Source organism: Enterobacter cloacae complex sp. ECNIH7, from assembly GCF_002208095.1.
In the GTDB taxonomy this organism is placed as follows: domain Bacteria; phylum Pseudomonadota; class Gammaproteobacteria; order Enterobacterales; family Enterobacteriaceae; genus Enterobacter; species Enterobacter cloacae_M.
This window is the reverse complement of record NZ_CP017990.1, coordinates 2,582,166-2,608,060: the sequence shown is the minus strand read 5'-3', so window position 1 is coordinate 2,608,060 and position 25,895 is coordinate 2,582,166. Positions and strand designations below refer to the sequence as shown.

Genomic DNA, 25,895 nt, shown 5'->3' with positions numbered 1-25,895 from the left:
AGCCCCTAATCCTTGTGTGTAAAGTATAGACAACGCCCCTTTTATGAGTTGCGTGAATGATCACAATTACAGATAAGTCCCAAACAAAAGTTTACAAATAAGGCTTTGAACAGCTTGAAATTCTAATTGTTCAAATCAGAAATTATTCGTATTTCGCCGAGAAGATCGCAGAATTTTGTCAAGCGGCGCGCCAGACAGTAAACTACGCGCCAGATCTGGAACCCATTAGGAATTGAATCGTGACGATTAAACTGATTGTCGGCCTCGCCAACCCGGGCGCAGAATATGCGGCCACCCGCCATAACGCCGGGGCATGGTACGTCGATCTGCTGGCCGAGCGGTTACGTGCTCCCCTGCGTGAAGAACCTAAATTCTTCGGGTATACCTCACGTATCAACCTTGCTGGCGCGGATGTTCGCTTACTGGTGCCCACCACCTTTATGAACCTGAGCGGTAAAGCGGTGGCAGCAATGGCAACGTTTTATCGCATCAATCCGGATGAAATTCTGGTCGCACACGATGAGCTGGATCTCCCGCCTGGCGTAGCAAAATTCAAGCTGGGCGGCGGGCACGGCGGCCACAATGGCCTTAAAGACATCATCAGCAAGCTGGGCAATAACCCGAATTTCCACCGTTTGCGCGTAGGAATCGGCCATCCGGGCGATAAAAACAAAGTTGTCGGTTTCGTACTCGGTAAGCCCCCGGTTTCTGAGCAGAAACTGATTGACGAGGCGGTAGACGAAGCGGCGCGCTGCACCGAAATCTGGCTGCAAGACGGCTTAACCAAAGCGACAAACCGCTTACACGCTTTCAAAGCGCAATAATCCACCCATCCGGCTTTTTTACCGCGCGTCATGCGGGTTACGTGTATAATAGGCGTAGTTATTTACTTTTCATCAGTCGGTTATCGTTAACAGATTGATTATCAAGATATTAAGGTGATTTAGAAATGGGATTCAAATGCGGTATCGTCGGTCTGCCAAACGTGGGCAAATCCACCCTGTTTAACGCGCTTACCAAAGCGGGTATCGAAGCGGCGAACTTCCCGTTCTGTACCATCGAACCAAACACCGGCGTTGTGCCAATGCCGGACCCGCGTCTGGACCAGCTTGCGGAAATCGTTAAGCCGCAGCGCATTCTGCCAACCACCATGGAATTCGTGGACATCGCGGGCCTGGTAAAAGGCGCGTCCAAAGGTGAAGGCCTGGGTAACCAGTTTCTGACCAACATTCGTGAAACCGAAGCGATCGGCCACGTTGTGCGCTGCTTCGAGAACGACAATATCATCCACGTTAACAACAAAGTGGATCCGGCTGACGACATCGACGTCATCAACACCGAGCTGGCGCTTTCTGACCTCGACACCTGCGAACGCGCGATTCATCGCGTGCAGAAGAAAGCCAAAGGCGGCGACAAGGACGCGAAAGTGGAACTGGCTGCGCTGGAAAAATGTCTGCCGCAGCTGGAAAACGCGGGCATGCTGCGCGCGCTGAAAAACCTGACTGAAGAAGACAAGGCGGCGATCAAATACCTGAGCTTCCTGACCCTGAAGCCAACCATGTACATCGCCAACGTTAACGAAGACGGTTTCGAGAACAACCCGTACCTGGACAAAGTGCGCGAAATCGCAGCAGCTGAAGGTTCTGTGGTTGTGGCGGTTTGCGCTGCCGTTGAATCCGACATCGCCGAGCTGGACGACGCTGACCGTGAAGAGTTCATGGCCGAGCTGGGTCTGGAAGAGCCGGGCCTGAACCGAGTAATTCGCGCAGGCTATGAGCTGCTGAACCTGCAGACCTACTTCACCGCTGGCGTGAAAGAAGTGCGTGCGTGGACCATTCCTGTAGGTGCGACTGCACCTCAGGCGGCCGGTAAGATCCACACAGACTTTGAGAAAGGCTTTATTCGTGCGCAGACTATCGCGTTTGAAGACTTTATCACCTACAAGGGTGAGCAAGGCGCGAAAGAAGCAGGCAAGATGCGTGCGGAAGGGAAAGATTACATCGTTAAAGATGGCGATGTGATGAACTTCCTGTTTAACGTTTGATTTGTTTTGAATGAAAAAAATCCACGCTTTGGCGTGGATTTTTTTTCCGAGATAAATTTCCCAGATAGTATTAAATTTAAAAAATACCTTCTTTGAGAGGGTGGTCTTTTATTCCTCCCCAAGGGTCATCTAGCAAAAACTTAGCATCAATAGCTTCTTTTGCCGGTACAAGAGTGAAATTATAGTAAATTTCATCTCCTTCACAGATCTCATAAAAGAGTGAATAAACTTTATCGTTCACATCTATATTTAAATCAAATTTCTCAGTTGCAGAAGCGATTTGCAGCTTATCTTTATCCGTAATGAAAAATGGCACAACAATACAGCGCTGAGCATTTTCATCCATTTTGAAAGCATTCTCTTTTTTGATATTGACGTTTGCTCCAAACGCGTCCTCTGGTAATGGATCGAATATAACATAATCCTTGTGTAGAACAGCACCTTGAGAAACATTGCCTTTTCCCCACTGACTCAGCTTTTCGTCATAATCTCGGGATCGTAACAATATTTGACTATGCGAAATAAGTAGATCTACTGTTTGCATGCTCTTATCACTCATTATATTACCTCGACTTTTATTCTTGTTCCATCTGGCAGTTCTGATAAAACATTACCAATACTTGAACCTGCACCACGGTTGTCACTAGGATCTATATATCTTACGCTAGCGCCATCACCGCCTTCTTTAAACATCGCCATAGGCCATTCATCACGATCATAACCAGGCTTTGTTTTGATATTTTTTAGACTCGTTTTCCTGTTAGCTTTCGCAGTGCCTCGTTGAATTGTTACAACCTTTGCATGTCCTAAATCGATCGCGTCTGATATGTGACCAAACGTTGCAGGATATTCAGAACGTTTCAATTTCAAAACGTATTCGTAATTTTTTGACTTCGATTTTGTTAAAGTGCAACCAGCTAAACCCAGAGGATCTATCCAGGTAAGTGGGTTAACAGTATATTTATATAAGTTAATCCCCCCCGCCAGCCCTATCGGGTCCTGCTGCGTAAACCGTCCGCAGTCTGGGTCGTAATACCGGAACAGATTGTAGTGCAGCCCTGTCTCACGGTCCAGGTATTGCCCCTGCATGCGCAGGTTCTGAGAATATCCTGATACCTGCGTCTCGCTTTCCCGCAGCAGCTTGCCCCAGGCGCTGTTCACCCCTTCCCAGCGCACCTGCCCTTCGATATCCGTCATCCGCTCCGGCGTGCCGTTCGGCTGGCAGTGGAACCAGAAAATCTCCGGCGCTTCCACGCCGTCAATACGCGCCAGCGGGTCGTAGCTGTCCTGATCGCTGTAGACGTAAGTGAGCGGCACATCCCCGTGCACTTCCTGCAGCAGCCGGAACCCTTCCCAGACAAATCGGGTTGTCACCGGCTTGCCGGTTGGCTGTCCGCCCAGCATCTGGCGTCGCGTTTTGCTGATGCGGCGACCGAGCGGATCGTAGCGGAAGCTGACCTGCGTCTGCGGTTTATTGCGGTCCCGCGGCTGGCTGATGACCTCCGTCAGGCGATGTTCGCCGTCGTAGCGGTAGTGCCAGCGGGTCTGGCCGTTATCTTTCTCCACGGTGCGGCCGTGGATGTCATAGCGCCAGCGAATGCCGTTCAGCTGCGTCAGGCGGTTGTGCGTGACCTTCTCAGCAGATCCTTCCAGCGGGTTACCGGCCGCATCCCAGCGCCACTGCTCCTGGCCGGGCAGCGTGCCGTCCTGAACCAGCAGGCGCCCGGCGCTGTCGTACTGCCAGCGGTACCAGCTGAACGGGTTATCGTCCCGCTCTTCCCGCACCAGGTTATTGCGGTAATCGTAATCCCAGCGGCGGGACCAGCGGCGCGGCGACGGGCGCTGCGCATTGCCGGTAAAGACGTCCCGGCGGTGCAGTCGGCCGAGGCGGTCGTACTCGCTGCGGGTGGTCAACAACCCCTGGGTGCGGCTAGTCTCACGGTGGAGCTCGTCGCGGGTAAAATCAGAGACCGACAGCTTATCAAGAGCAATGCTGAGCAGATGCCCGCTGCCGTAGTAGAACTGCTTCAGCTCGCGGCCGTCGGGAAGCGTGACGGAGGTGCGGTTGCCCAGCGCGTCATACTCCCACGCCAGCTCGCCGAGCTCGCCCGCTTCGCGCGTGACGCGACCGAGCGCGTCATACTCAAAGGCAAGCTCCTGCTCTGCCTCGGTGGTCCACGCGTCGGCTGCAAGCGCAGGATGCAGCCCAATCCGGCTTAACAGCCCGGACGGCGTGTAGTGATAGCGGGTCTGCCCCTCCGGCGTGGTGCGGGCGACCAGCTGGCCGCTCGCACTCCAGGCGAAGGCGTGGGTGATGGCCTCCGGATGACCGGCGGCAAACGTGCGTGCTATCGTGCGCCCGCATGCGTCGTAGCGATACTGCGAGACTACGCCATCGAGCCCCACCTCTTCCAGCAGCAGCGAGTCCGCGCCCCATCGGAACTGATACGCTTCGCCGTTTTCGTTTTCCAGGGCAATCAGACGCCCGCGGCTGTCCCAGCGGCGACGGACCTCTTCACCCTGAGGATTACGGGTGGCGGTTAAGCGCCCCGCCTTATCGTATATGAACTCGCTCTCTTTACCGTCGGCGCCCGCATGCTTCACCGGCAGGCCACGTTCGTTCCATTTGAGCGATTCCGTCCAGCCTTCCGGGCGGTCGAGCTGCACCGGACGCCCTGCGGCGTCGTAGCGATATCGCGTCTCTTCCCCGTCGGCGCCAGTCTCGGCCACCAGCCAGCCCAGCGGATGGTAGCGGTAGCGGGTAATACGCCCGGAACAGTCCGTCGAACGAACGATCTGCCCGGCCTCGTTGTACTCCTGGTAGCGGCTGTTTCCGGCGGCATCAACCTCTTCAACGACCTGGCCGAACGCGTCCCGGCGCAGCTGCGTCGTCTGCCCCATCGGGTCCACCACGCGCTTAAGGCCGTGATGTTCGTCGTACCAGAACCGGGTGGCGCTGCCGTCGGCTTCGATAATGGCCGCAGGAAGCGCGCGGTGCTCCAGCCAGGTGGTAGTGCGGGTATTGCCGTCGGGGTCGATCTCCTGAACCCGGTTGCCCATGTCGTCGTAGACGAAGGTAACGGCATTGCCGAGCGGATCGATGCGACGCGTCAGAAGCTCGTTCTCGTCCCACTCGTAGAGCCAGTTTTCACCGCGCTCGTCAACGTAGCGGACAATCAGGTTTTGCGCGTTCCAGTAGTGGCGGCGCGTCTGGCCGTCGTAGTGCTCAACGGTCGTCAGCCCGGCGGCTAAATCGTAGCTAAAGCGGCACCCGTCGCCGGTGCTGGTGCGGTTTTCCACCACGCGCCAGTGGTCGAATTTTTTCCAGCGGTATTCGCTCTCCAGACCGCCCGGCATCCGGTGCCAGACCATCAGCCCGTGCTCGTTATAGCGGTATTCACGCGTCACCACGCCGGAGGCATCCGTCGCGCTCGCCAGCTGGCCGCGCGCGTCGTAGCCCCACTGCATCAGCGGCCATGTATGGCTGCCGTCGAAATGGCTGGCAGCGGTAACGCGCTGCGGGAAACGTTCATCGTCATAGCGCAGGGTGACGTCTATCGCCCGCGGCTCGTCGTGAAGACCAACCAGCCTGCCGTGCTCGTCCCACTCCGTCAGCAGCGCGTTGCCGTATTCGTCGCTGAGGGAGGCCAGACGCAGGATAGATGGATTCGCCCGGGTCGGTTTATACAGACGCCATACAGCACCGTCATCGTCGGCAATCGCCACGTCGCCGTTCTCATTGCGGCGGATGATAATGCCTTCGCTGATGCTGTAAAACGCGCGGTCGACAGGGGGCAGCTCGAAGCTCAGCTCGCGCCCGGTTTCGTCGAACCAGGTGGCGTTGTTGTCCTCCAGCGTGAGATAGCTGTCAAAGGTCGTTGCCCAACCCAGACCGAACAGCCCTTCGCGGGTGGTCAGGCTGTTGTAGCTGCGCTGCCAGCGAAGCGGAAAGCGCCCCGGCAGCGAGAAGTCGAGCTCGTCGTCGTCATTCAGCACCTTCACGCCGGTGGCGGCGTGAACCGGGTGCGAGGAGCCAAACACGGCATTCACCGCCATATCGGCCAGCATCCCGCCGCCGGCTGCCGCCAGCGCGCAGGGCATGTTTTTCAGGATCTTGCCCGGACGCCCGCGCAGCAGGGAGAGCGCAATCATCCCCAGCGCCAGACCCGGCGTTTTACCGCTTTTGATATCGCGGACCGTGAGCGTGTCGCCGCCGATGATCACGTTCGGGGAGACGTCGTCGGAAACTGTGCCTTCGCAGGTGGTGCGATCTTTGGCACGCACCGCAGGCTGCCCGTTGATAAAGACGCTTTTAGAGCCTTCCGCCAGATACTGCGGTCCGGAGTGCTTTTCACACGCCACCTTGTCTTCTTCCAGCGGCGAGGTTCCCGCGGCGGCAGAGGCCACGCTCGGCTGCCACATTTCGCTACCAAACTGTCCGGCGGCGGATAGCAGCATGCCCGCGTAATCGGCAAAACTGCCCGGCGACTGCGGCTCAGGAGACGGCGTATCGGCGGGCGTCAGCGTGCCTGCCGCGCGCGCGGCGGGGATTGCGTTGGTGAGAACGTTACTGGAACCGGTAGTGATTTTACCCGCAGGCGAAGGCGGGAAAAGCGCATTGCCTAACCCCTCAGCGGCGTTGCTAATATCGTCGGTAATACCCGCCACGTTCGCCAGCACGCCACCGATAATCCCGCTTAACAGACAGCTGGATCCTATTGCCGCCACGCCCGCTGCGGCCGCCCCTGCGCCCAGCAATGGCGCCGCTACGGTTGCAGCTGCGCCTACCGCCGCGCCGATCACAGCATAGGCGGCACCTTCCGCCACAATGCTGGTGATGTCAGCAAAAATGCTGGAGTGAATAATCTCGTCGCCCTTACGGGCCGCGTTGTTATCGCTCATGCCTTACACATTCCGGTTGTCGTTTAGCGTCAGACTCTGCTTAAGCGCGCTCCAGCGCACCTCGTCCTCTTCGGTAAAGGCTCTGAGTGCCGAGAGGGTAAAAATCATCAATACCGGTTTGCCCGGCGTTTGAACGGCCAGCTGTTTTTGCCACAGGCGCTGCCCGTTACGGTCAAAGGTGGTCTCAACTTCCAGCCCGTTAATTTTTCCGTCAGGCCCGGCTTTTACGTTCCGGAATTCGCTCTGGGCAATTTCACCCATCTGAGGACGCAGCACATCCCACTGGCGGTGAAACTCTTGTTCGTAGTCGCTGCCATCGGGAATCACGCCGCGGCTGACCACCACGGACAGCCCGCTTTCGTCATCGCGAATAATATTCATGCTGTTATCCTGCCAGGCAGCAGGAAAAAGGGAAAACGAACCTTCCTGGAGTGTGTATTTCATAAGTGAACTCGGGATGATTAATATTGTGAGAAACAAAAAGGCCAATCCATGCTGGCCCTTTGGCTGGCTGTTTTATTATTTACGCCATTGACCTGACTGTTCGACTAAAACCTGGCTGCCTTTGCTGACAACCAATTTCGCGGGCTCATACGTCACGGTATAAACGATCTCGCCATTCTTGTACGTTGAGCCGATTATTTTACCTGCGGAATCGTGCAACGTTTTTCCCTTTAAGGAGATCGTACTGTTATCACTTTTGCGCACGCCGAGATAAACCATCTGGTCACATTCACCCTCGAAACGCCCGCACTTGTTTATCAGAGAGATAGTGAACTTTTCGGTGTCCAGTTTTCTGGTTTCAGCGTGATGAACCGAAGCGGCTTTACGTAACGTATAACGCAGCGGAGTATAATCATTTCCTTTTTGTGAAGGCGTTACCAGACGCCATTCCATTTCACTCCCCTTTATTGCCAGAACAGCACGTCCGCCTGGGCCGCCAAACGATGAGTTGAATTCAATATTGGCACGATTGCCAGCGATAGTACCGGTAAGATTACGCTCATCATCTTCCGGGCAATCTATGCGGTTTCCTTTCTGGGATATATAGCAATAAGACCCGGTGATACGGTTGCCTGATTCAGCTAACCGCAGGGTTAACGTCGAGTCGCTCCCGGATTCTCCAGCCCACTCCCCGTCAAACGCGAGGCCTGATTGGCTGCTTTTTGCAAACTGCATCGTATTGAATCTGGCGGCCCATTGCTGAATATCGGCATGAATAACCGGGCTATTATCAGATGACCGATATTGTATAACGTCCGACTCCGGAACCACCCAGGCCGCAAAGATTTTGCCGTCAGGATTGATGACCAGCGCTGACGCATTCTCCTGGTAGAGATCCTTTAGCCAGCCTTCAACAAACAATCCGCCGCCTGCCGCGGTATGCGGTTCACCGAAGACATCAAAGTTATCAATAAAGGTCTGGTAATGATTTCCCAGCAGCGTCCTGAGACTGTCTGTCACTTCGCTGTCGTTAACGATGCGGCTAACCGTATCGAGCTTATTGTATTGCGATAATTCAAGCGCCGATGACGTTTCAACAACGCCTGTCAATAAAGCGGTGAACAATACGGCTGCCAGATACTTTTTGGTCATAAATTATTCTGAAGAGCCATTGTTGTAATTCATGGTTATTTTCAAAACGTTGCCGTCTTTCATCTCAAACGAGAGCGCTTTTTTACCCAACTCGTAGGTAATCCACTGTTCCCCCGAATCATTGTCGACCTGACCGGTACCGTATGCGCTGTTCAATTCCTCTCTCGTTGAACCCATATGGATACCACGCGGCGTTGCGAAGCCTTCGGCAGTCACCGTAATTTGAGACACGATATAATCATCAACGCTTCTTTCCGCTTTATCCCACCAGAGATTAGAACTGAATATTTCTAACCCAGCCCTTTGATGCTGGAAGAATTTATAATTAGTTCCGTCAAAAGGAACCTCACCGGTAAAACTGCCTTCCACCGGCACGTCAAATTTAAGCGCGATATTAGAAGCCCATCTGTCGCCCAGGGCGATGGACTGGTCTTTGACCTTCACGGAAAAATCCTGTTTTGTCAGAACGGGCGGCATAGCCTCTGCCAAAACCACAATGCTACTCAGACAACTAAACATCAGGGAAAAACAAAGAAATATAGGCGTGTGTTTTTTCACGTTTATCGTCACTAACTTGATGTAAATTACGCTTTTCACGAATACTGCAAACCGGCAGCGAAATACCCGTGCCGGCATGAAAACACAACACTTATTAACGATCGTAACGCGACATAACGACTCTATTTAGGCATTCCTGGTTCATTACCGGAAAACTAAATGCCCATGCAAGTCCTCTCTCATCAGCAACGGTTCGGTATCCAACTGATTGTCCTGCGGTATTCCCACGAGGAATGTTAGAAATTTTAACATCAGGGAAATGAGTTTTGACTTGTTCGAGCGTAATGCAAGGCTGCTCGATTACAAACGAGACAAGTGAAACACTATTATCTCCGTTTCCCCATAAACGAACATCTAAATCGCTGATACGTGTTCCATCAGATAATGTGAATGGAACTGACGTATAACGGTCTTTCACTTCTGGATTTTTTTGGACCAGTGGTTGATGGAAAAGTTTACTGACATCCTCGGTCTGTTTTCCCCAGACTGTTTTGAGTTCTTTAACAATATGCCATAACGAATCTTGGTTCATGTTTGTTTGTCCTGCGTAAGAAAAAGATGAAAATAGTGGGAGCAAAAGGAGGATGGTATTTTTTGTCATTCTACTTACCATAGAAGCCCCCGTAATAATCGCTGTAATTGAGATCGGTACCCGAAGCTATTTCGCCTTTACCGTAGACTTTACCTATAGCTTTTGCAGCGTCAACCCGCGACAGCTCTCCATTTACCATTTTATCATAGGCTGCATTGTAAGCTTTGAGATTTTCCGGGCTTCCTGCTATATCAATATCAATACCGCCATTTCCCAGAATTTCACGCTGTATTTTGATATTATTCAAGGTTGCACCACCTTCATCCATAAGCTGGCTGTTAACGAAATTTTCTTTACTAGAATAGTCCGCTGCAACAGGATATGTTGCATGCCCTGCTTCATGAGCCAGTGTTTGTACTGTATTGGCCGTGTCTTCCATGTGTTCGGGATCCATAACGATCAGTTTATTATCCGAATCAGTATAACTTCCCCCTCCAGTCGCACCTGGTTGAATCGCCCATCCCTTGTCTTTCAAATCTTTTAGCTGAGTTTGAAGGGTCGGTGACTTGTTGATTTGTTTAACAACATCATCATTGAAAGGCATAACGTCTGAGCTATTCGGATTATTTTTATAAACATAATTCCCTTTCAAAGGCGGGGCTGTTGTTGACGCCGAAGCTGGAGCAGGTTTCGATTGGCCTGCTGCTGGAGCCGCAGCAGGGGCAGGACGACTAGCGCTCTCTTGCGGTGAAAACTTCGCCTGCACCGCCGCATCAATATCCCCTTTATGCCCTGATCCCGGCGCCGTTGTGCCCGGCTTGGTGCCAGAGGTATTCAGATGCAGCTTACCGCCCGTGGTGATATACCCATCCCCTTCCACGAAGAAGTTAAACTCTTTGCCGATCAGGTTAATCTTGCCGTTAGCATTCAGCTCAATAGCGCTCTCACCGGAGACCAGCCGCAGCTTCGTCCCGGAAGCAATAACGTACTGCTCCACCGCCGCGTCCAGCTTGCCTTTCCCCGTCAGGATCTCGGTTCCACCTTTCACGGCCTGAGTCTGGTTCGCTTCCACGCGATGCAGTTCATTTTTCTTCACGTAATGGCTGCGCGCCCCGCCGACGCTGTGCGTTTCATCGTTCTTAACGCTGGTGTCCATGTTGCGCTCGGCCTGGATCCACACCTGCTCTGCGCCCGCCTTGTCCTCAAAGCGCAGGGCGTTGGCGTTGTCGACGGAACCGTCTTTCGTGCGGCTCATAAAGCCCATCTGCGTCGCCGCGGCCGGTAGCGCCCACGGCGGCATGCTCGCGTCGTTGTACACGCGACCGGTAATAATCGGACGGTCCGGATCTCCGTTGATAAAGTCCACCACCACCTCGTCGCCGACGCGCGGGATTTGCACCCCGCCGTAGCCCTGGCCCGCCCACGCGCTCGACACGCGCACCCAGCAGGAGCTGGTGTCGTCCCCCTTCGCCAGGCGGTCCCAGTGGAACTTCACCTTCACGCGGCCGTATTTGTCCGTCCAGATACTCTCACCGTTCGGCCCCACCACCTTCGCGGTCTGCGGGCCGTAGGTGCGCGGCCACGCCGTGGTCTGCGCCGGACGGTACACCACCGCCGACGGGATGACCGTAAAATCGGTTCGGTGAATGGTTTCCCCCTCGCCGCTGGCGTAGCGGTTCTCTTCGAAGTGGTAACCCGCCGCCGTCACCAGATACTCGCCGTTGTCGCTGAAGAACGGCGCGTTGGTTAAGGTGAAGGTGTGGCCCGGCGCAATCCCCGCCGCCGTGGCGGTGGCCTGAATCTGCTGATGCTCAACCTGCCAGCGCTCCTGGCGGATACGGGCATAGAACTCCCCGTGGCCTTTGTCCACAAAGCGCCCCGGCCAGTCGTACACGTCAATGCTGCCCGGCTTCGGCGACGCCGGGTTCTGCTGGGCCTGGAACAGCCACGCGTTCGGCTTGCGGAAGTCATAGTCGTCGAGGCTGTAAATCCCCGGCGTTACGCTGTCCTCCAGCGCCCACTGGCTGATGCCCTCTTCGTCCGTACTGCCGCCGGACGGCGTCTGGTGGTAAGGAATGACCTCATAGCCGCTGAACGGCTGATGCTGCGTGGCAGCGTCGGTCAGTACCAGGGTGTGTTTGTCTGCCTCGTGGCGGAAGTGATAGGCAATCCCCTCCAGCTCCATCAGGCGGCTGATGAAGTCCAGGCTCGACTCCTGATACTGCACGCAGTAGTCCCACACCCGGTAGCTGCCGGTGAGTTTATCCTCAACGTTGACCTGATGCTCACCCAGCAGGGTTTTCACAATCTGCGGCACCGTCTGCCCCTGGAAGATACGCAGGTTACGGTCGCGCTTCATCGGCCACAGGTCCGGCTCCACCGTCAGCTGGTACACCGCATAGCGGGTGCCCGTCAGCTCGACGGCGCTGACCGCCACGCGGGTAATCTTGCCGTTAATATAGCGGGACGTCAGCAGGCTCTGCGTCGGGATGGTCACCGTGACCGGCTGGCCCAGCAGCTTACTGCGGTCGATGCGCGCGTCCGTGCCGAGCACGGTCAGCGTCAGCGCAAACGACTCGGACATCGCCTCGCGGCCCGTCAGTTTCCAGAACAGAAGCCCCTCCACCGGGAGCTGAACGGTAATTCGGTTGAGCATAATCTTTATTCCATCTAGCTTATGCGATGCAGAAAAGAGGTTCGCATCTGTGACTGAGCGTAATTCTAAGGGTTCACCAGCCAGGTGCCCGGTTTGGTGATATCCAGCGTCTGGCCACGCGTTCTTCCGTTGCCCTGCAGTTCAATCTTCACCTCACCGGCCGGCAGCTTGAGCGATGCATAGCCGTTGGTCGCCGGACGCAGCGCTTTTGGCTCGCCGTTCACTTTCAGCGTTTCGCCGTCGAGGATGCGGATATAGACCAGCGCAACAGGGCTCTCGACAGGCGGCGGAGTCTGCTGGGCCGTCGCCTGCTCGTTAACCTTCGCCGTTTCCGGCTTCACGTCCGGCGTGTTAGCGGCGGTTTCAGTCGGACGCGTCTCTGCCGGTGGCTGTGCAGCCTGCTCGGGAGCATCATTACCGCTGCTGAACAGCATCGCCCCGGCGACAACGCCGACCAACACGCCTGCGGCAACCATGCCCGGGATCTTGTAGCGGCGCCAGTCGAGCAGCGAAGCCGGCTGTTCCTCTTCCACCGGTACCAGCATCGTGCCGGGCTTTTTCGCCGTCAGCACGTCGTTGATACCGGCGACCGGCATCTCAATCAGCGCGGCGAACTCGTCGATGGACTGCGGACGGTCCTCCATGTGCAGCGCCAGCGCGCGGTCGATGGCCTGGAGCAGCGGAATGGAATAGCCCTGCGGCATGATTTCCACCAGCGGTTTGCAGGTATCCTGAATTGAGCGCACCACGCTGACCGGCGGCGGAGAGCCCACAATCAGGGTACGCAGCACCGCGCCGAGGGCGTAAATATCCGTCCACGGGCCCTGCTCGCTTTCGTTGTCGTCGGTGTACTGCTCGATCGGCGCAAAGCCCGGGCGCAGCATGGTTTCCGTTTCGTCGGAGAGGTTACCGATGGTGCGGCGCGCGGAGCCGAAATCAAGCAGCACCGGCAGGCCGTTATCCTGAATCTGAATGTTATCCAGAGAGATGTCGCGGTGCAGATAGCCTTCGTTGTGGATGGTCTTGATCGCACCGAACAGCATCGGCAGCGTGCGGCGGATCCAGGCCTCGTTGATCAGCTCCGGCTTTTCTTCACGAAGGCGCGACAGCGTGGTGCCGCTGTAAAACAGCGTCCCCATGTAGGCCGTGTCGTTTTGCACCCAGAAACGCAGGACGTGCAGCAGGTTCGGGTGGTTAAAGCGCGCCAGCAGACGGGCTTCCTGAATAAAGCTGTTCAGGCCTGCGGAAAACGCTTTGCCAAAGCGCTCGCTGCGCAGCACAAGGGTCATGTCGTCTCCGCGCACGGCGAGCGAGGAAGGCATAAATTCTTTGATAGCGATAGTGCGTTCGAGCTGGTGATCCCACGCGCGATAGACGATGCCAAAACCGCCGCCGCCGATCACCTCTTTGATTTCAAACTCGTTGAAGCGGTACCCGACCGGGAGCGCGTTTGGGACAGTCCGATTGTTATCATTATCCGTCATCTTTTACAGTTCTCTTGATGATTATTACGCGGCAAACTGACAGTGAAACTCGCCCTGCTCGCAGGTGACGTGCAGACGTCGGTACTGCTCGTCGCTGCGGCTGGCGGTAAGTAAGATCTGGCTCATCTGAGGCAGCAGGGTGTTGGTCAGAATAGCATCCACCATGCGGCCGCCGGACTCCACCTCGGTACAGCGCTGAACAATCTGTTCCACCACGCTGTCGTCAAACTCAGAAATAATGCTGTGATTCTCTTCCAGACGACGCTGAATGCGCCTGAGCTGCAGGCGAACAATCTGCCCCAGCATCTCGTCGCTGAGCGGGTAGTACGGCACCACCAGAAGGCGGCCCAGCAGCGCCGGTGGGAAGACCTCCAGCAGCGGCTGGCGCAGGGCGCCGCTTAACGCGTCAGGCTCCGGCATCAGCTCCGGATCGGCGCACATGGCGCTAATCAGTTCGGTGCCGACGTTGGAGGTCAGGATAATAATGGTGTTACGGAAATCGATGTGGCGCCCCTCGCCGTCTTCCATCCAGCCTTTATCAAAGACCTGGAAGAAGATCTCGTGGACGTCCGGGTGCGCTTTTTCAATTTCGTCCAGCAGCACCACGCTGTACGGACGGCGGCGGACGGCCTCGGTCAACACGCCACCTTCACCATACCCTACGTACCCCGGAGGCGCACCTTTTAAGGTGGAAACGGTGTGCGCTTCCTGGAACTCGCTCATGTTGATGGTGATAACGTTCTGCTCGCCGCCGTACAGAGACTCGGCGAGCGCCAGCGCGGTTTCAGTTTTACCGACCCCGGACGGGCCGCACAGCATAAAGACGCCCACCGGTTTGTTGGGATCGTCCAGCTTCGCACGCGAGGTTTTCACGCGGCGGGCAATGAGGTCCAGACCATGACGCTGGCCGATAACGCGCTGGTTGAGCGTGTCGGCGAGGTTGAGCACCGCGTCGATCTCATTTTTCACCATCCGGCCCAGCGGGATCCCGGTCCAGTCAGAGACCACCGCGGCAACGACGTTTTCATCCACCGCCGCAAACAGCAGCGGCTCGTCACCCTGCAGGGCGTTCAGCGCCTGCTGCCGTTCCGCCAGCTGGCTACGCAGCTCAGCGCTATCCTCATCGCCCGCCGCGAACAGCGCCGCGCGCAGGCGGATAATCTCCTGCACCAGGCTGCGCTCTTCTTCCCAGCGCCGGGCCAGGGCTTCGCGTTTTGTTTCACACGCGTCACGTTCGGCGAGTAAAGCGGTCGCACGATCGGCGTCACCGGCTCCCACGCGCGCCTCGCGCTCAGCAATCTCAATCTCAACGTCCAGCGCGGCAAGATGGCGCAGGCAGTCTTCCAGCTGCGCAGGCGGCGCGCTCTGGCTGACCGCGACGCGGGCGCAGGCGGTGTCGAGCAGCGCAACGGCTTTATCCGGCAGCTGACGCGCCGGGATGTAACGATGCGACAGCTTCACCGCTGCGCTGACCGCTTCGTCGAGCAGCAGCACCTGGTGGTGCGTCTCCAGCGGCGACACGGTGCTGCGCAGCATCAGAATGGCTTTCGCTTCGTCCGGCTCGTGGACCTGCACCGTCTGGAAACGACGGGTCAGCGCCGGGTCTTTCTCGATGTACTTTTTGTATTCCGCCCAGGTGGTAGCGCCGATGGTGCGCAGCTGTCCGCGCGCCAGGGCAGGCTTCAGCAGGTTCGCCGCATCGCCGGTCCCCTGCTGGCCACCTGCGCCAATCAGGGTGTGGATCTCATCGATGAATAGAATGATTGGCGTGGCGCTGGACTGGACTTCATTAATGAGCGCCTGCAGACGGGCCTCGAACTCGCCTTTCATGCCTGCGCCAGCCTGCAGCATGCCGATATCCAGCAGCCACAGCTGAATATTTTGCAGCGGCTCCGGGACGTCGCCGTCGGCGATACGCAGCGCCAGCCCTTCCACCACCGCCGTTTTCCCGACCCCGGCTTCTCCGGTCAGCAGCGGGTTGTTCTGACGGCGACGCATCAGGATATCCACCATCTGGCGGATCTCCTCGTCGCGCCCGACAACCGGGTCAATCTTCCCTTCGCGGGCGCGGGCCGTCAGGTCCTGGCCGTACTGGGCCAGAGTCCCCTGCGCCGCCGGTACCGTACCCGCCGGTGCGTCTGCGGCGGCAGCGGCCTGCTGCGTCTCTTTGCTGTTGGCGCAGATAGCGTCGAACTGCTCAATCAGCACCTCGACGTTAAGGCGGGTGAACTGCGACGAGATGCTTTTCAGCACGTTGGCCAGGTTCCAGGTTTTCAGCATGCCGATCAGCAAATGGCCGCCGCGAATACGGCTGACGCCAAACTTCAGCGATCCAAAAACCCAGGCGCGCTCCACGGCGCTGTCGATATGTTCAGAAAGATCGGAAACGGAACTCGCCCCGCGCGGAAGGACGTCCAGCGCGGCAACGATATCGCGCGTCAGCTGCTGTTCATCAAGGGCAAAGTGGCGGATGACCTGCTGCAGATCGCCATCCTGCTGCTGCATCAGCTGATGCAGCCAGTGCACCAGCTCAACGTACGGGTTGCCGCGCAGCTTGCAGAACGCAGTGGCGCTTTCCAGAGAGGTAAATAACAGCGTATCCAGTTTGCCGAAAAGCACGGCACGGCTAATTTCTGACATGTTAGTTTCCATTAACAATGATTCGGTATACGGAAGGATTACCGCTCTGCGCGATACACCAGATCGCCACGCGGGACAGGCTGCGGCTGAAGGCCCAGCCAGGTGTTATAGCCTAATCGCCCATTGCTGCCGAGCGTGGTGCCCTGCACCGCGTCTTCACGCAGGATCACCCGCGTTTCCCATTCAAATTCAATCCCGGCGTACTGGCGCACCCAGTCGCGCAGCTCGGTGACCCACGCTTCACCCGGCAGAAAGCGGTTGTACTCCTCCGCGCTTAGCGGGCCAATTTCGATGCGAAACTTGTGCTGCACGTCGCGGACGGCGACGCCGAGAAACGCGGACTCCCCCATGCGCGGCATGCGGCGTCCTGCGCCAAGCTGCGCCTGCTCGCGCTCGGAAAGCGGCATCCACTGCGGCACGTTGCTCACCAGCTTAACCGGCGCTTTAAAATAGCTGCGCAGGATCTTCTCCAGCCCCTCCGGATCCCGCCCGTGACGGGTCAGGTGTCCGGCGTGGGTAAATCGCGCATGCGAGCTCAGGCTGCCTTTGTTCATCTGCCCCGGCTGGCCCATGCCAATCAGCGATGCCAGATACCCCTCAAAGCGCCTGTTGTCGGCGCGGTCCAGAGAGACGGCCGGCTGCGCATCCGCCCAGGCGCGGTAAAACAGCAGCGCAAGGCGGTGATGGAACAGATCGGCAAACGCGCTGAGGCTGGTGTCCTGATGATGATAAATACGCTCGCGGGCGTATTCGGTCATGTGGACCGGCAGCGGGCCGTTCGGGCCAAACAGACCGAAGCTGAGGATAGACACCTCGTGCAGCCCGCTTTCTTCGCGCTGGCGTACCTGAGCCAGCGTCGACGGCGCAAAACTCATCGACGGCTGCTGGCCGATGCGCAGCGGCTCAAATTTCGGCAGCGGCGCGCGTCCCAGCGGGTAGCGCTCGCCGCCCTGGGCATCAATGCGCCTTAACAGCTGAAACAGATCGTAGCGCCAGGGCGTCTCGCGAACCCCTTGCCAGAACGCGTCCGGCAGCCGGGTCAGGCGATGCACGCGCAGCGGTGCAGTGGCAGCGTCACTCATATCAGCGCCCTTTTACCCATGCGCGGCGCCCAGTAGCCAATCTCGCCGCGCTGCTGACTTTTCAGGGTGAACTCCGTAAAGCTATTGATGGATACCAGGCGGGCAAAGAGGCGCTCCATCACGCTGCCGAAAAGCCACGGGCTGGCGCCGGAAAAGGCTCGCTCATCCACCGTCAGGGTGATGCCGATCCCGCGGGCGAAAACGACCGGGCCGGGTTCAGGCACGCGGCGGTGAACCGGCTCCAGCACGCAGTGGCGTACCCCCTCCACCTGACGCGCAACGGGCGTTTCTGCCAGGTTGGCGTACAGCCCTAACAGCTGGCGCAGCGCGGCCGCGCCGTCTTCGTTTTCGCTGTCCATCAGGCTGAGGTAGTTCATCTGCAGCTGGCTGATGAGCCGCCAGGTGCTGAACCCTTCCGCCAGCGCCGGGCGCGGCGGCGTCGGGCCTTTGCGCAGGGTGAGGGATTTCACCGGCATAGAATCGGCCATAATGAACTGCCCGAGCTCCTGCTGCAGCATCAGCGGCAGGTCGCGGCTGGTGCAGAGCACCTCGGCAGAGATATAGCGCAGGTTTTCCTGCCACGGGGCGTGCTGTTCATCCACCAGCGAAACAAACACCTCTGAACCGATATAGCCGGTACGGGTGCCGTAGCGCAGGGCGTGCTCGGACAGCACGCGCTGTTCGCGGCGCAGGGAAAAATAGGCCCCGTAGTTGCCCGCATCACCGCTCCAGGTGCTCCAGAATGGACGAAACGTCTGGTCATCGCGCTGGCCGTCCGCGCTGCCATAGATTTTTTTGACCGCGTAAATTTCATAATCCAGAGGACGAATGTTATCGACCACCAGATGGTATTCATGCTGGCCTTCATTCAGCTTCTGACGCGCCGCGACCTTTGGGAAAAGGTTGATGACCGGGGTACAGTGCAGCGCCAGATGGCTGGCATCGACCACGCGCTCCAGCTGTTCATCCGACTTATCCAGCAGAATGAAGATGTCGAAGGCTTTTTCGCCTTCACAGCGTTCGATAAGCGTGCCCAGACCGCTCAGGCTGATGAAGCGGAAGCGGGCCGGAAAGGCGAAATACTCCTGCAGCAGGCGGTAGCCGTCAAAGTTGCGCAGATCGTCGGGAAGCAGAGCCTGGTCAGGCTCAAAGCCCTCCTGGCGCAGCGCGTCCGACGCCAGCAGCTGTCGCTGCGGCTGCGGGCTGACCGTCTGGCAGACGATCCCGGCGTGATGCTCCATCACCAGCTCCAGCAGCTTCAGCGCTTCAATATCCGGACCGCCGAGGAAAAATTCCAGGCGGTCGAAATCCAGGTGTCCGAGGTTTTGCGGGCCGTCGCAGGCGATGCGGATCCTTAAGGCGCTGCCGATCTGCCGCTGGCTCAGCCCCAGCTGCGCCAGCGGCAGATCGGCGGGCACGCCGCCCAGCTCGACCTTGTCGATTTTCAGCGGCAGCAGGTTGACCTCGTGCGCCGTGGTATAGCTGCAGGTCACGCCGGTTTTTTTCAGCGCCAGGCTGTCCATCATGGTGCCGCGCGGCACAATGAAGCCCTTGCTCAGATCGCCCCGGCTGCTGTCGGGCTCAATCTCCGCGATAGCCATCGACGGCGTGGGCGCGAGATAGTTAGGGGCAATCATCTCCAGCAGACGCTGGGAGAAGCGCGGAAACTCCGCGTCCATTTTCATCTGCACGCGGGAGGTCAGGAAGGCGAAGCCCTCCATCAGACGTTCGGTATACGGGTCCGCCACTTCGATGCCGCGCATGCCCAGCCGTCCGGCGACTTTTGGGTAGCGTTCGGCAAACTCGGCCCCCATTTCGCGCAGATAGGCCAGCTCGCGGTTGTAATATTCGAGCAGTTTACTTTCCATGATTACCCCGCATCTTTCAGTTCAAAATGGCCGTTTTCCAGATCGACATCGGTACGAAACAGAAACTCCAGCGGGTACGGCACACACCACAGACGCCCTTTGATCTCGATGGAAAGCACGTTGTGCAGATCCAGCGAGGAGGTATCCGACACGCAGCGGACCTGCAGCCCCTGCGGCAAAATGCGCGGCTCAAAATTGATGATGGCCTCGGTGAGCTTGCGCTGAATGTCGTGCCATTCGATATCCGACATCCTTTTCCCGGCCAGCGGCGCGACGCCGAAGTTGACCACCGAGCGCCTCACGTGCGGCAAGGCGCTCAAGTCGCCGGAGGCATCGTGGTTGATGGTGTTAAACAGCCACTGCAGATCGCGCAGGACGTTGCGGCGCAGGGCGGCGTGGGTGATCAGATTGCTGTTGGCCGACTCGCGTTTTTTTTCCGGGTCGTTATCGGTGAGACGATCCAGCAGCGAGGGCTGCATTTTGTCACGCGCCCCCACCTTCTCCTGCCTGCTGCGGGCTTGCCAGCCGCTGCGCAGCAGATCGCCTTCGCCAGCGGGATTACTCATCGGCTCCATCCGTCGCAAACGTCACGAGGCTTAATGACAGCAGCGGGTATTCGCTTTGCTCGCTCAGCCAGGCCTTCTGGCCCCTGCCTTCGTAAAGAGTGCCGTCTTCGTCGAGCGGCTGCCATTCGGTGGTGCGGCCTAATTTGACCGCATCAGTGGCATCGGCAGCAAACGGGTAACGCGCCGGGATCTGACACACCTGCTCCGTACCGTCGGTCAGGCGCACCAGCGCGTGACGCCAGACCAGATCGGTCACGCTGGCGGGTGCCTGGAAACGGATCTCCGCGATGGCGCTGAACGGCAGCCAGAAATAACGGCCGTTCACGATGGTTTCGCAGACCGGGCCGAGACGGGCATCACCGTCCATCAGCCAGTCAAACGCCTGCGTCTCCTCGTTTTCGAGGATAATCTGGCCGGCGCTGGCCTCAGCCCGATCGAGGGCTTCGAGACGCAGCGCCCGGGCGCGCTCGCCCTCCTCGCTCAGCGCCGAGGCCAGGGTCGTCAGCCACGGCCACTGGGTTTCAGGCATAGCCGGACGCGCCTGTCCCGCCATCACCTGCGCGCGCTGCAGTTCGCCCTGAATGGATTGCTCCAGCAGCGTGACGGTGGGCTTCGCCTGAGGCTTCAGCGCCAGCCAGCTTTTCAGCTGGGTCAGCGCGCGCGTCCAGTTGCCGCTGAGGGTTAAAAACTGCACGAACGCGGCGCGGAGGTCGGCATCTGCCGGACGGGCTTTGATTTCAGCTTCAAGGCGCGCCAGCGCATCGCTGAGCGACTCGCCCGCCAGGTGTTGATAGAGCGTATTCATAGACACTCCTTAATTCGCCGCGCGCCATGCGCCGACGGCCGGGTCGCGCAGCTGAGGACGCAGGGTGTCAATCAGAACGATATTCAGCGGAGTGCCGGGTGCAACCCAGGCGCTCCAGGTTTTTTTCACCGCCGCAATACGCGCCTGCAGTTTTGCATCGTCGCTGGCAATTTCACGGGAGATCTCCACCGCTACGGTGCCATTGCTTTTCCAGCTGTTCAGGGCGCTATCGTAAGGCAGAATCATCCAGCTCTGGTCGCTGTTTGGCGTGCTGAATACCATGCGCTCTTTGTTGACGGAGGTGATCAGCGCGTTTTCCGGATCGGCGCTTTGATTCAGACCCGTCACCGGGAAGCCATGAATGTAGGTCACCGCCATCTCTTTCTGTCCGCCGTTGCGGGACTGCGAAACCACGGTGTGTCCGCTCAGCCAGCTGCCGTTACCGCAGCGGGTGGTGTCAGAATCCGGAATAAAGAGCGCCGGAGCGGAAGCGCCCCCTTCCCAGAAGGTGCGCAGGTGGCAGCCGTCCTGCAGGGTAAATTCCTGCCACGGCGTGCGGTCAGCCGCGACGGTGCGGGAAGCCACGTTCTGGTCCGGCGGCAGCAGCGCGCCGCTGGCTGGGGTTGCGGTGACGGTCGCAGCAGGCGCGGCCTGCTCCTGTTTCACCACCAGCGCCCAGTCCTGCGCTTTGCCTGCCGTACCCTGCGCCAGCGTGGTACCCGCCGGATCGTTGAGCGTCCAGCTAAGCTTATTCACTTTGCTGCACTGGTGTTCCAGCAGGGAGCCAAGACGCGGCACAAAGTTCTCCAGCACGGAGACGTCTTTCTTACCATTCGCCACAATGCGCAGCGCCACCTCTGGCTTACACCAGCTCTGCGGCGTGTTGTCTTTGATGTTGTCGATCCAGATATCCAGCTTCTGCGCAGGAGACTGCACGATGCGGAAATTCTCAGCCTGCGCGGTGGAGGTGACCGCCAGAAGTGCCAAACCCGATAGCCAAAGTTTCATATCGTTCCTTGTGTGTCTAATCAGTTCCGCAGGGAAGAAATTGTGCTGCGTCAGAGAGGGTGTGCAGCAAAGTGGTGTCCTGAGGGTTGCCCATCCATACCGCCAGGGCAGTATAGTTATCCTGAGCATTCCCCTCCTGTTCGCCATTCTTTTGAATGATTTGGTTCATTAAGGTCAGCCACTCCTGCGGCGTATTGACCATATGCAGCGACTGCTTCATTTGCTCTTCGCTAACGCCGTGCCAGAACCCGTCGGTGCAGAGTAAGAATGCATCGCCGTCTTCAACCTGCACCACGTCGCTGTAGCTCGCTTCCGGCCCGCCGTTTTCAATCCCCAGCGCGAGGTACAGCAGATTGCTGTTGAGATCGTCGGTCTGGTGCCCGGCGTCTTTCATCTGCTGCACCAGGCTGTGGTCGGTGGTCACATGCCACAGCCATCCCCGGCGAAACAGGTACAGGCGGCTGTCTCCGGCGTGCGCCCAGTAGGCCAGACCGTAATCACGGTCAATGAACAGGCTGACCAGCGTCGTGCCCATCCGGCGATAGTCCTGAACGGCCTGCTGTTCGCTGAGGATGGTGCGGTTCGCCGTCTGCACGTAGTCGCGGATATGCTGCGCATTAAGATGTTTGTCGCCATCGAAGCGGGAGATAATGCTGTTGCGGGCCAGCTCTGCAGCCACCTCACCGCCCGGCAGGCCCGCGATGCCGTCGCAGACGACAAAGCAGGCCGAACGTTCCCCTATGGTTTCTCCCGTCTGATCCTGGTTGCTGGCGCGCGTCCCCTGGCGGGAGAGAGAAGCCGTTGCGATATTCATTTGTCTTCCGATCCGCTCTGTGAGTCTTTGTACTGATTCACCTCCATGTCGTAGGCATGAAGGAAGGCTTCGCCGAACAGGGTGTGGAAGTCATCCTCAATCTCGCCCGCCGTCTCGCCATAGCTGCGAACAAAATAGTCCCACAGGGCGGCTTTGCGGCTGCCCGGCAGCGCCAGACGAGAGGTCATCCCGTTCTGCTTCGCCTGCTCTTCCAGCTGTTCCGGGTTAAAGGACTGCAGCATCGCGGCAATGATGGCGCGGATACCGGAGATCATGCCCAGCTGGTGCGCCTGAAGATCGATCAGCGCGTCGCGCACGGATTTGGTCGGCGGCATAAAGCCCGGCATCGGGGTGCCGAACATCTGGATCAGCACGGTTTTGCCGGTCGGCAACAGCTTGAACGGGTTGTTGGCATCGTCCAGCACCATGGTCATATCGGCCTTCACGCCACGCTTGAGAATGGAACGCGAGGAGAGCAGCGCCACGGTCCCCTGAGAGAACATACCGAGGATTTGCCCGAGCTGACGCATATTTTCCCGGTCAAACTGCGGGACGGGCTGCATTTCGCTCAGACCCATGCCTTCCAGCAGCGCCTCCAGCAGCTCGCCCTGCAGCACTTCGCCCTTCTCACCGCTGTTCGCCGTAGCGGTTGGGGCGGCGGCGTTATTGACCGGGTCGATGCGCAGACGGCCCTTCGGGGCCTGAGCGCTGCTGCGCGCAACGGCCTGTGGCGTAGGCATGGTGAAGCCTGCGTAATCCGGTCGCGCGGGCTCTTCTTCAGCACGCGGTTCTTCCTGCGGCTCAGGGGCGAACAGCGGAGAATCGGCCAGCACGTCCTCTTCCTGCTCGGGTTCCGGCACTGGCGCAGGCTTTTCGGTAAGAATGTCATCCGGATGGGTTAATGGGGCGCCGCCCATCAGCCCGAGCGGGTCGTCATTACGCGCGGCTGGCGCGCTGGCCTTACCGCCAAACAGGGCCAGCGGATCGAGTTCGTCCGTCGCCTCGTCTTCTTGCTTAGCGGGGGTCGTCTCGCCCGGCGGCACCAGCGTTGACGGGGTGACGTCGTCAAAAATACTCTCTTTTTTGAACAACGCTTCGTCGCTGAACAGCGTGTCCGGGTCAACGTTCTTACGCTCGAGCTTTGGATCGCTGTCGTTGAACATCGCCAGCGGATCTTCAGCGTTACGCTCCGGGGCCGAAGGCTGGGAGAACGGATCGTGCGATGCAGCAGGCTGCGGTTTTGTACGGTTGCTGGAGATGCTGTCGGAGATGGAGAACTCCTGCATCAGGCTATCCCAGATCTCCGTTGGCACGGCGGTTGGCTCGGCCTTCCCGCGCGGTGCGGCGCTCGCCGGCTTCGGTTGCGCAGCGGGCGCGGGTGCGGCTGCCGGACGCGCCTGCTGATGCATGCTGGCCGCCATACGGCTCACGGGCTGCGTATCGTGGATCAGTTCGGACACTTCGATACGGTAGTCATCAATACCGAGAATGTCGCCATCCTGCAGCTCAACCTGACGCCCTCGCTCCAGCGGAATGTCATTTAATACCACGCGGGTGACGCTGCCACGGTTGGTCACGCGGCATTCGCCCTGGGCGTCAACGTGAACAATCGCCTGCAGACGAGAGATGGTGCGGTCATTATCCGGCAACACCAGATTGTTATCCGTACCGCGCCCAATGGTGCCGCCCGGGGCGTAAAAATCACAGCTGCTTTGCGGCGGCTGATGACCGGGTTTCGTAGAAATAATCGTGAATCGCATGGCGTATTCCTGCTGGTATGATTAGCGCTCAAACGCTGCCGCTCTCGGGGCGAGAACGGCGGCGTTTGGGGGCGATTCCATTGCTTCTATTTTGCGGTTTTGAGCGGACGAATCGCGTCGCTGTTGGCGATTAAGCTGCACTTTAAAACCTGATATTGACCCGGTTCGGTACCGCCTACTTTCTCTTTCAGTAAAGAAACAATCACCTTGTCAGCTTTTTCAAAATTCTCAGCAGGGAGATTGCTTGCTTCCAGCCATGCGGCTGCACTGGCCTCTGCATCATCTTTGAGACTTTTACTGTCCGCAATCTTACTGATGCATCGATTTTGCACCCAGTTTTCAAAGATTTGTTGCTGAGAAAAAGCGCTAACATCAGGCAGGGTTTGGGCATAAACAGCAGGGGCATTTATAGCCAGGATCAGCAGTAATAAACGTTTCATTTCAGGCTCCAGAATGTTGCGTTGGTCGGAATAAATGAACCATTACCCGGTGAGCCCAGAAAATGGCAATCATCAGAGCAAATATTTCCATTCCAGAGTGTGACATGCCCGGTAGCGTCGCTCCAGCCGTGCCCGGTGAAGATGATAATGCCCTGTTTGCCTGCAAATTGCGCAGGAGTAGGAGAAGAGACAGACATATCGGCATTGCCCAGTACCGTGGGTAGAAATGCAATCATATCTTTAACGCGGAACATATAGCGCTTTTTGTCGTTTCCGGTCACTGTCGCATATTTACTGTTAGAAGGAATCGGAATGCCACAGTAATTTAAAACGTAGCTCATACGAATTGGGCAGGCATTTTTAAAAATACCGGCGTCGATATTATGCTGAACTTTTCCACCCAACAATTTGCCAACCTGTTCTACGCTTATGTTCACTTCTCTGAATCTGTTCCAGGCGGCACCAAAAGCAGGACGCATTTGAGACATCTTGTTTCTCCTTGATAAGAAGCTCAGGATAAAGTGAGCCCTTTCGGGCCCACTATTATTATGCTTCTTTGTTTTCTTTGATGTTCCAGCCAGCGCTGCTTTCAGCGCCTTTACCACCAGACGTGGTCTGCTCCCAGTACTGCTGTTTCACTTTCGCAGCCTGGAACGCATAGGTCACACCAACGGTATCGCCGTTGTCAGCACCGGTGTACTGAACAGAGGTGACCAGCACATCTTCCAGCGTGATGCGGGAGTATTCCACCTGCTGGCCGCCGGCTTTACAGACGGACAGCTCAACTTTGGTCAGGTGTTTACCGCTGGCGCAGTGTTTCAGGATAGCTGTGGTGGACTTGTCGATCAGCGCGTTAACGTGCAGGTCGTTAAAGTTAACTTTACCGGCACCGCCGCCACCGCCAACGCTCATATTACCTGGCTGGGAAGCGCCCCAGGAGAAGGAGGTAATATCAGTCCAGCCGGTGTGGTTAGAATCTTTAGATTCGCCCGTAACACCCTCGACCTTCAGAAACATATCAATAGCCATAATATCTACTCTTCGTGGATGAACAATATTGCTTTCGAAAAAGCACTTATATGGCAAACAGGAAAGCATGGGGCTGAATAAAACCGTCCATATTTTACCTCTGCCTCATAT

21 protein-coding genes are annotated in these 25,895 nt (G+C 57.6%); 2 read left to right on the top strand and 19 right to left on the bottom strand.

Annotated elements, in window-relative coordinates; all coding sequences use genetic code 11:
- Positions 1-239 precede the first annotated feature (239 nt).
- Together pth and ychF are read left to right on the top strand one after the other, a co-directional pair.
- Complete coding sequence (gene pth / locus WM95_RS12880) at positions 240-824, top strand: aminoacyl-tRNA hydrolase (protein ID WP_008499504.1); 585 nt, start codon at positions 240-242, stop codon at positions 822-824.
- 125 nt (positions 825-949) lie between these two features.
- Positions 950-2,044, top strand: a complete 1,095-nt coding sequence (gene ychF, locus WM95_RS12875) for a redox-regulated ATPase YchF (protein WP_063409367.1) — start codon at positions 950-952, stop codon at positions 2,042-2,044.
- Between the two features lie 76 nt (positions 2,045-2,120).
- Here the strand turns inward: ychF and comJ are convergent, their stop codons facing one another.
- The 19 genes from comJ to WM95_RS12780 all read right to left on the bottom strand — a co-directional run bounded on the left by comJ (position 2,121) and on the right by WM95_RS12780 (position 25,784).
- Positions 2,121-2,603 (bottom strand): competence protein ComJ, encoded by a 483-nt coding sequence (comJ, locus tag WM95_RS12870; protein ID WP_032652283.1) that lies wholly within the window; start codon positions 2,601-2,603, stop codon positions 2,121-2,123.
- A complete protein-coding gene (locus WM95_RS12865; RefSeq protein ID WP_236901063.1) occupies positions 2,603-6,946 on the bottom strand; it encodes an RHS repeat-associated core domain-containing protein in 4,344 nt (1,447 codons plus the stop codon). Before WM95_RS12865 ends, comJ begins: the two co-directional genes overlap by 1 nt.
- Before the next feature lie 3 nt (positions 6,947-6,949).
- Positions 6,950-7,390: a DcrB-related protein gene (locus WM95_RS12860; protein ID WP_023330599.1), complete on the bottom strand. Its 441-nt coding sequence runs from the start codon at positions 7,388-7,390 to the stop codon at positions 6,950-6,952.
- 75 nt (positions 7,391-7,465) lie between these two features.
- Positions 7,466-8,542: a hypothetical protein gene (locus WM95_RS12855; protein WP_063409838.1), complete on the bottom strand. Its 1,077-nt coding sequence runs from the start codon at positions 8,540-8,542 to the stop codon at positions 7,466-7,468.
- Between the two features lie 3 nt (positions 8,543-8,545).
- Positions 8,546-8,986 (bottom strand): hypothetical protein, encoded by a 441-nt coding sequence (locus WM95_RS12850; RefSeq protein ID WP_231106854.1) that lies wholly within the window; start codon positions 8,984-8,986, stop codon positions 8,546-8,548.
- Positions 8,987-9,194: 208 nt separating this feature from the next.
- The gene (locus WM95_RS12845) at positions 9,195-9,701 is read right to left on the bottom strand and encodes a hypothetical protein (RefSeq protein WP_231106853.1); all 507 of its coding nucleotides are present in this window, start codon (positions 9,699-9,701) and stop codon (positions 9,195-9,197) included.
- Position 9,702: 1 nt separating this feature from the next.
- On the bottom strand, positions 9,703-12,288 hold the full coding sequence (locus tag WM95_RS12840; protein ID WP_045355833.1) for a type VI secretion system Vgr family protein: 2,586 nt from the start codon (positions 12,286-12,288) through the stop codon (positions 9,703-9,705).
- Between the two features lie 65 nt (positions 12,289-12,353).
- Entirely contained in the window at positions 12,354-13,772 is a 1,419-nt protein-coding gene (locus WM95_RS12835; protein ID WP_047741747.1) for a serine/threonine protein kinase, read from the bottom strand.
- Positions 13,773-13,796: 24 nt separating this feature from the next.
- Positions 13,797-16,412 (bottom strand): type VI secretion system ATPase TssH, encoded by a 2,616-nt coding sequence (tssH, locus tag WM95_RS12830; protein WP_063409837.1) that lies wholly within the window; start codon positions 16,410-16,412, stop codon positions 13,797-13,799.
- 38 nt (positions 16,413-16,450) lie between these two features.
- Entirely contained in the window at positions 16,451-17,494 is a 1,044-nt protein-coding gene (gene tssG, locus WM95_RS12825) for a type VI secretion system baseplate subunit TssG (protein ID WP_088544797.1), read from the bottom strand.
- Positions 17,491-19,362, bottom strand: a complete 1,872-nt coding sequence (gene tssF, locus WM95_RS12820; protein WP_023312147.1) for a type VI secretion system baseplate subunit TssF — start codon at positions 19,360-19,362, stop codon at positions 17,491-17,493. The genes tssG and tssF overlap by 4 nt, the downstream gene beginning before the upstream one ends.
- A 2-nt stretch (positions 19,363-19,364) precedes the next feature.
- Entirely contained in the window at positions 19,365-19,928 is a 564-nt protein-coding gene (gene tssE / locus WM95_RS12815; RefSeq protein WP_063408119.1) for a type VI secretion system baseplate subunit TssE, read from the bottom strand.
- The gene (locus tag WM95_RS12810; protein ID WP_063408118.1) at positions 19,921-20,733 is read right to left on the bottom strand and encodes a type VI secretion system accessory protein TagJ; all 813 of its coding nucleotides are present in this window, start codon (positions 20,731-20,733) and stop codon (positions 19,921-19,923) included. Before WM95_RS12810 ends, tssE begins: the two co-directional genes overlap by 8 nt.
- A 9-nt stretch (positions 20,734-20,742) precedes the next feature.
- On the bottom strand, positions 20,743-21,741 hold the full coding sequence (locus tag WM95_RS12805; RefSeq protein ID WP_063408117.1) for a hypothetical protein: 999 nt from the start codon (positions 21,739-21,741) through the stop codon (positions 20,743-20,745).
- Between the two features lie 16 nt (positions 21,742-21,757).
- Positions 21,758-22,555 (bottom strand): PP2C family protein-serine/threonine phosphatase, encoded by a 798-nt coding sequence (locus WM95_RS12800; protein WP_023336024.1) that lies wholly within the window; start codon positions 22,553-22,555, stop codon positions 21,758-21,760.
- Complete coding sequence (gene tagH / locus WM95_RS12795; protein WP_088544796.1) at positions 22,552-24,315, bottom strand: type VI secretion system-associated FHA domain protein TagH; 1,764 nt, start codon at positions 24,313-24,315, stop codon at positions 22,552-22,554. The genes WM95_RS12800 and tagH overlap by 4 nt, the downstream gene beginning before the upstream one ends.
- Before the next feature lie 86 nt (positions 24,316-24,401).
- The gene (locus tag WM95_RS12790) at positions 24,402-24,755 is read right to left on the bottom strand and encodes a T6SS amidase immunity protein Tai4 family protein (RefSeq protein WP_045908268.1); all 354 of its coding nucleotides are present in this window, start codon (positions 24,753-24,755) and stop codon (positions 24,402-24,404) included.
- Complete coding sequence (locus tag WM95_RS12785) at positions 24,752-25,243, bottom strand: type VI secretion system amidase effector protein Tae4 (RefSeq protein ID WP_045355841.1); 492 nt, start codon at positions 25,241-25,243, stop codon at positions 24,752-24,754. The genes WM95_RS12790 and WM95_RS12785 overlap by 4 nt, the downstream gene beginning before the upstream one ends.
- 58 nt (positions 25,244-25,301) lie before the next feature.
- The gene (locus WM95_RS12780; RefSeq protein WP_008502640.1) at positions 25,302-25,784 is read right to left on the bottom strand and encodes an Hcp family type VI secretion system effector; all 483 of its coding nucleotides are present in this window, start codon (positions 25,782-25,784) and stop codon (positions 25,302-25,304) included.
- Between the last annotated feature and the right edge of the window lie 111 nt (positions 25,785-25,895).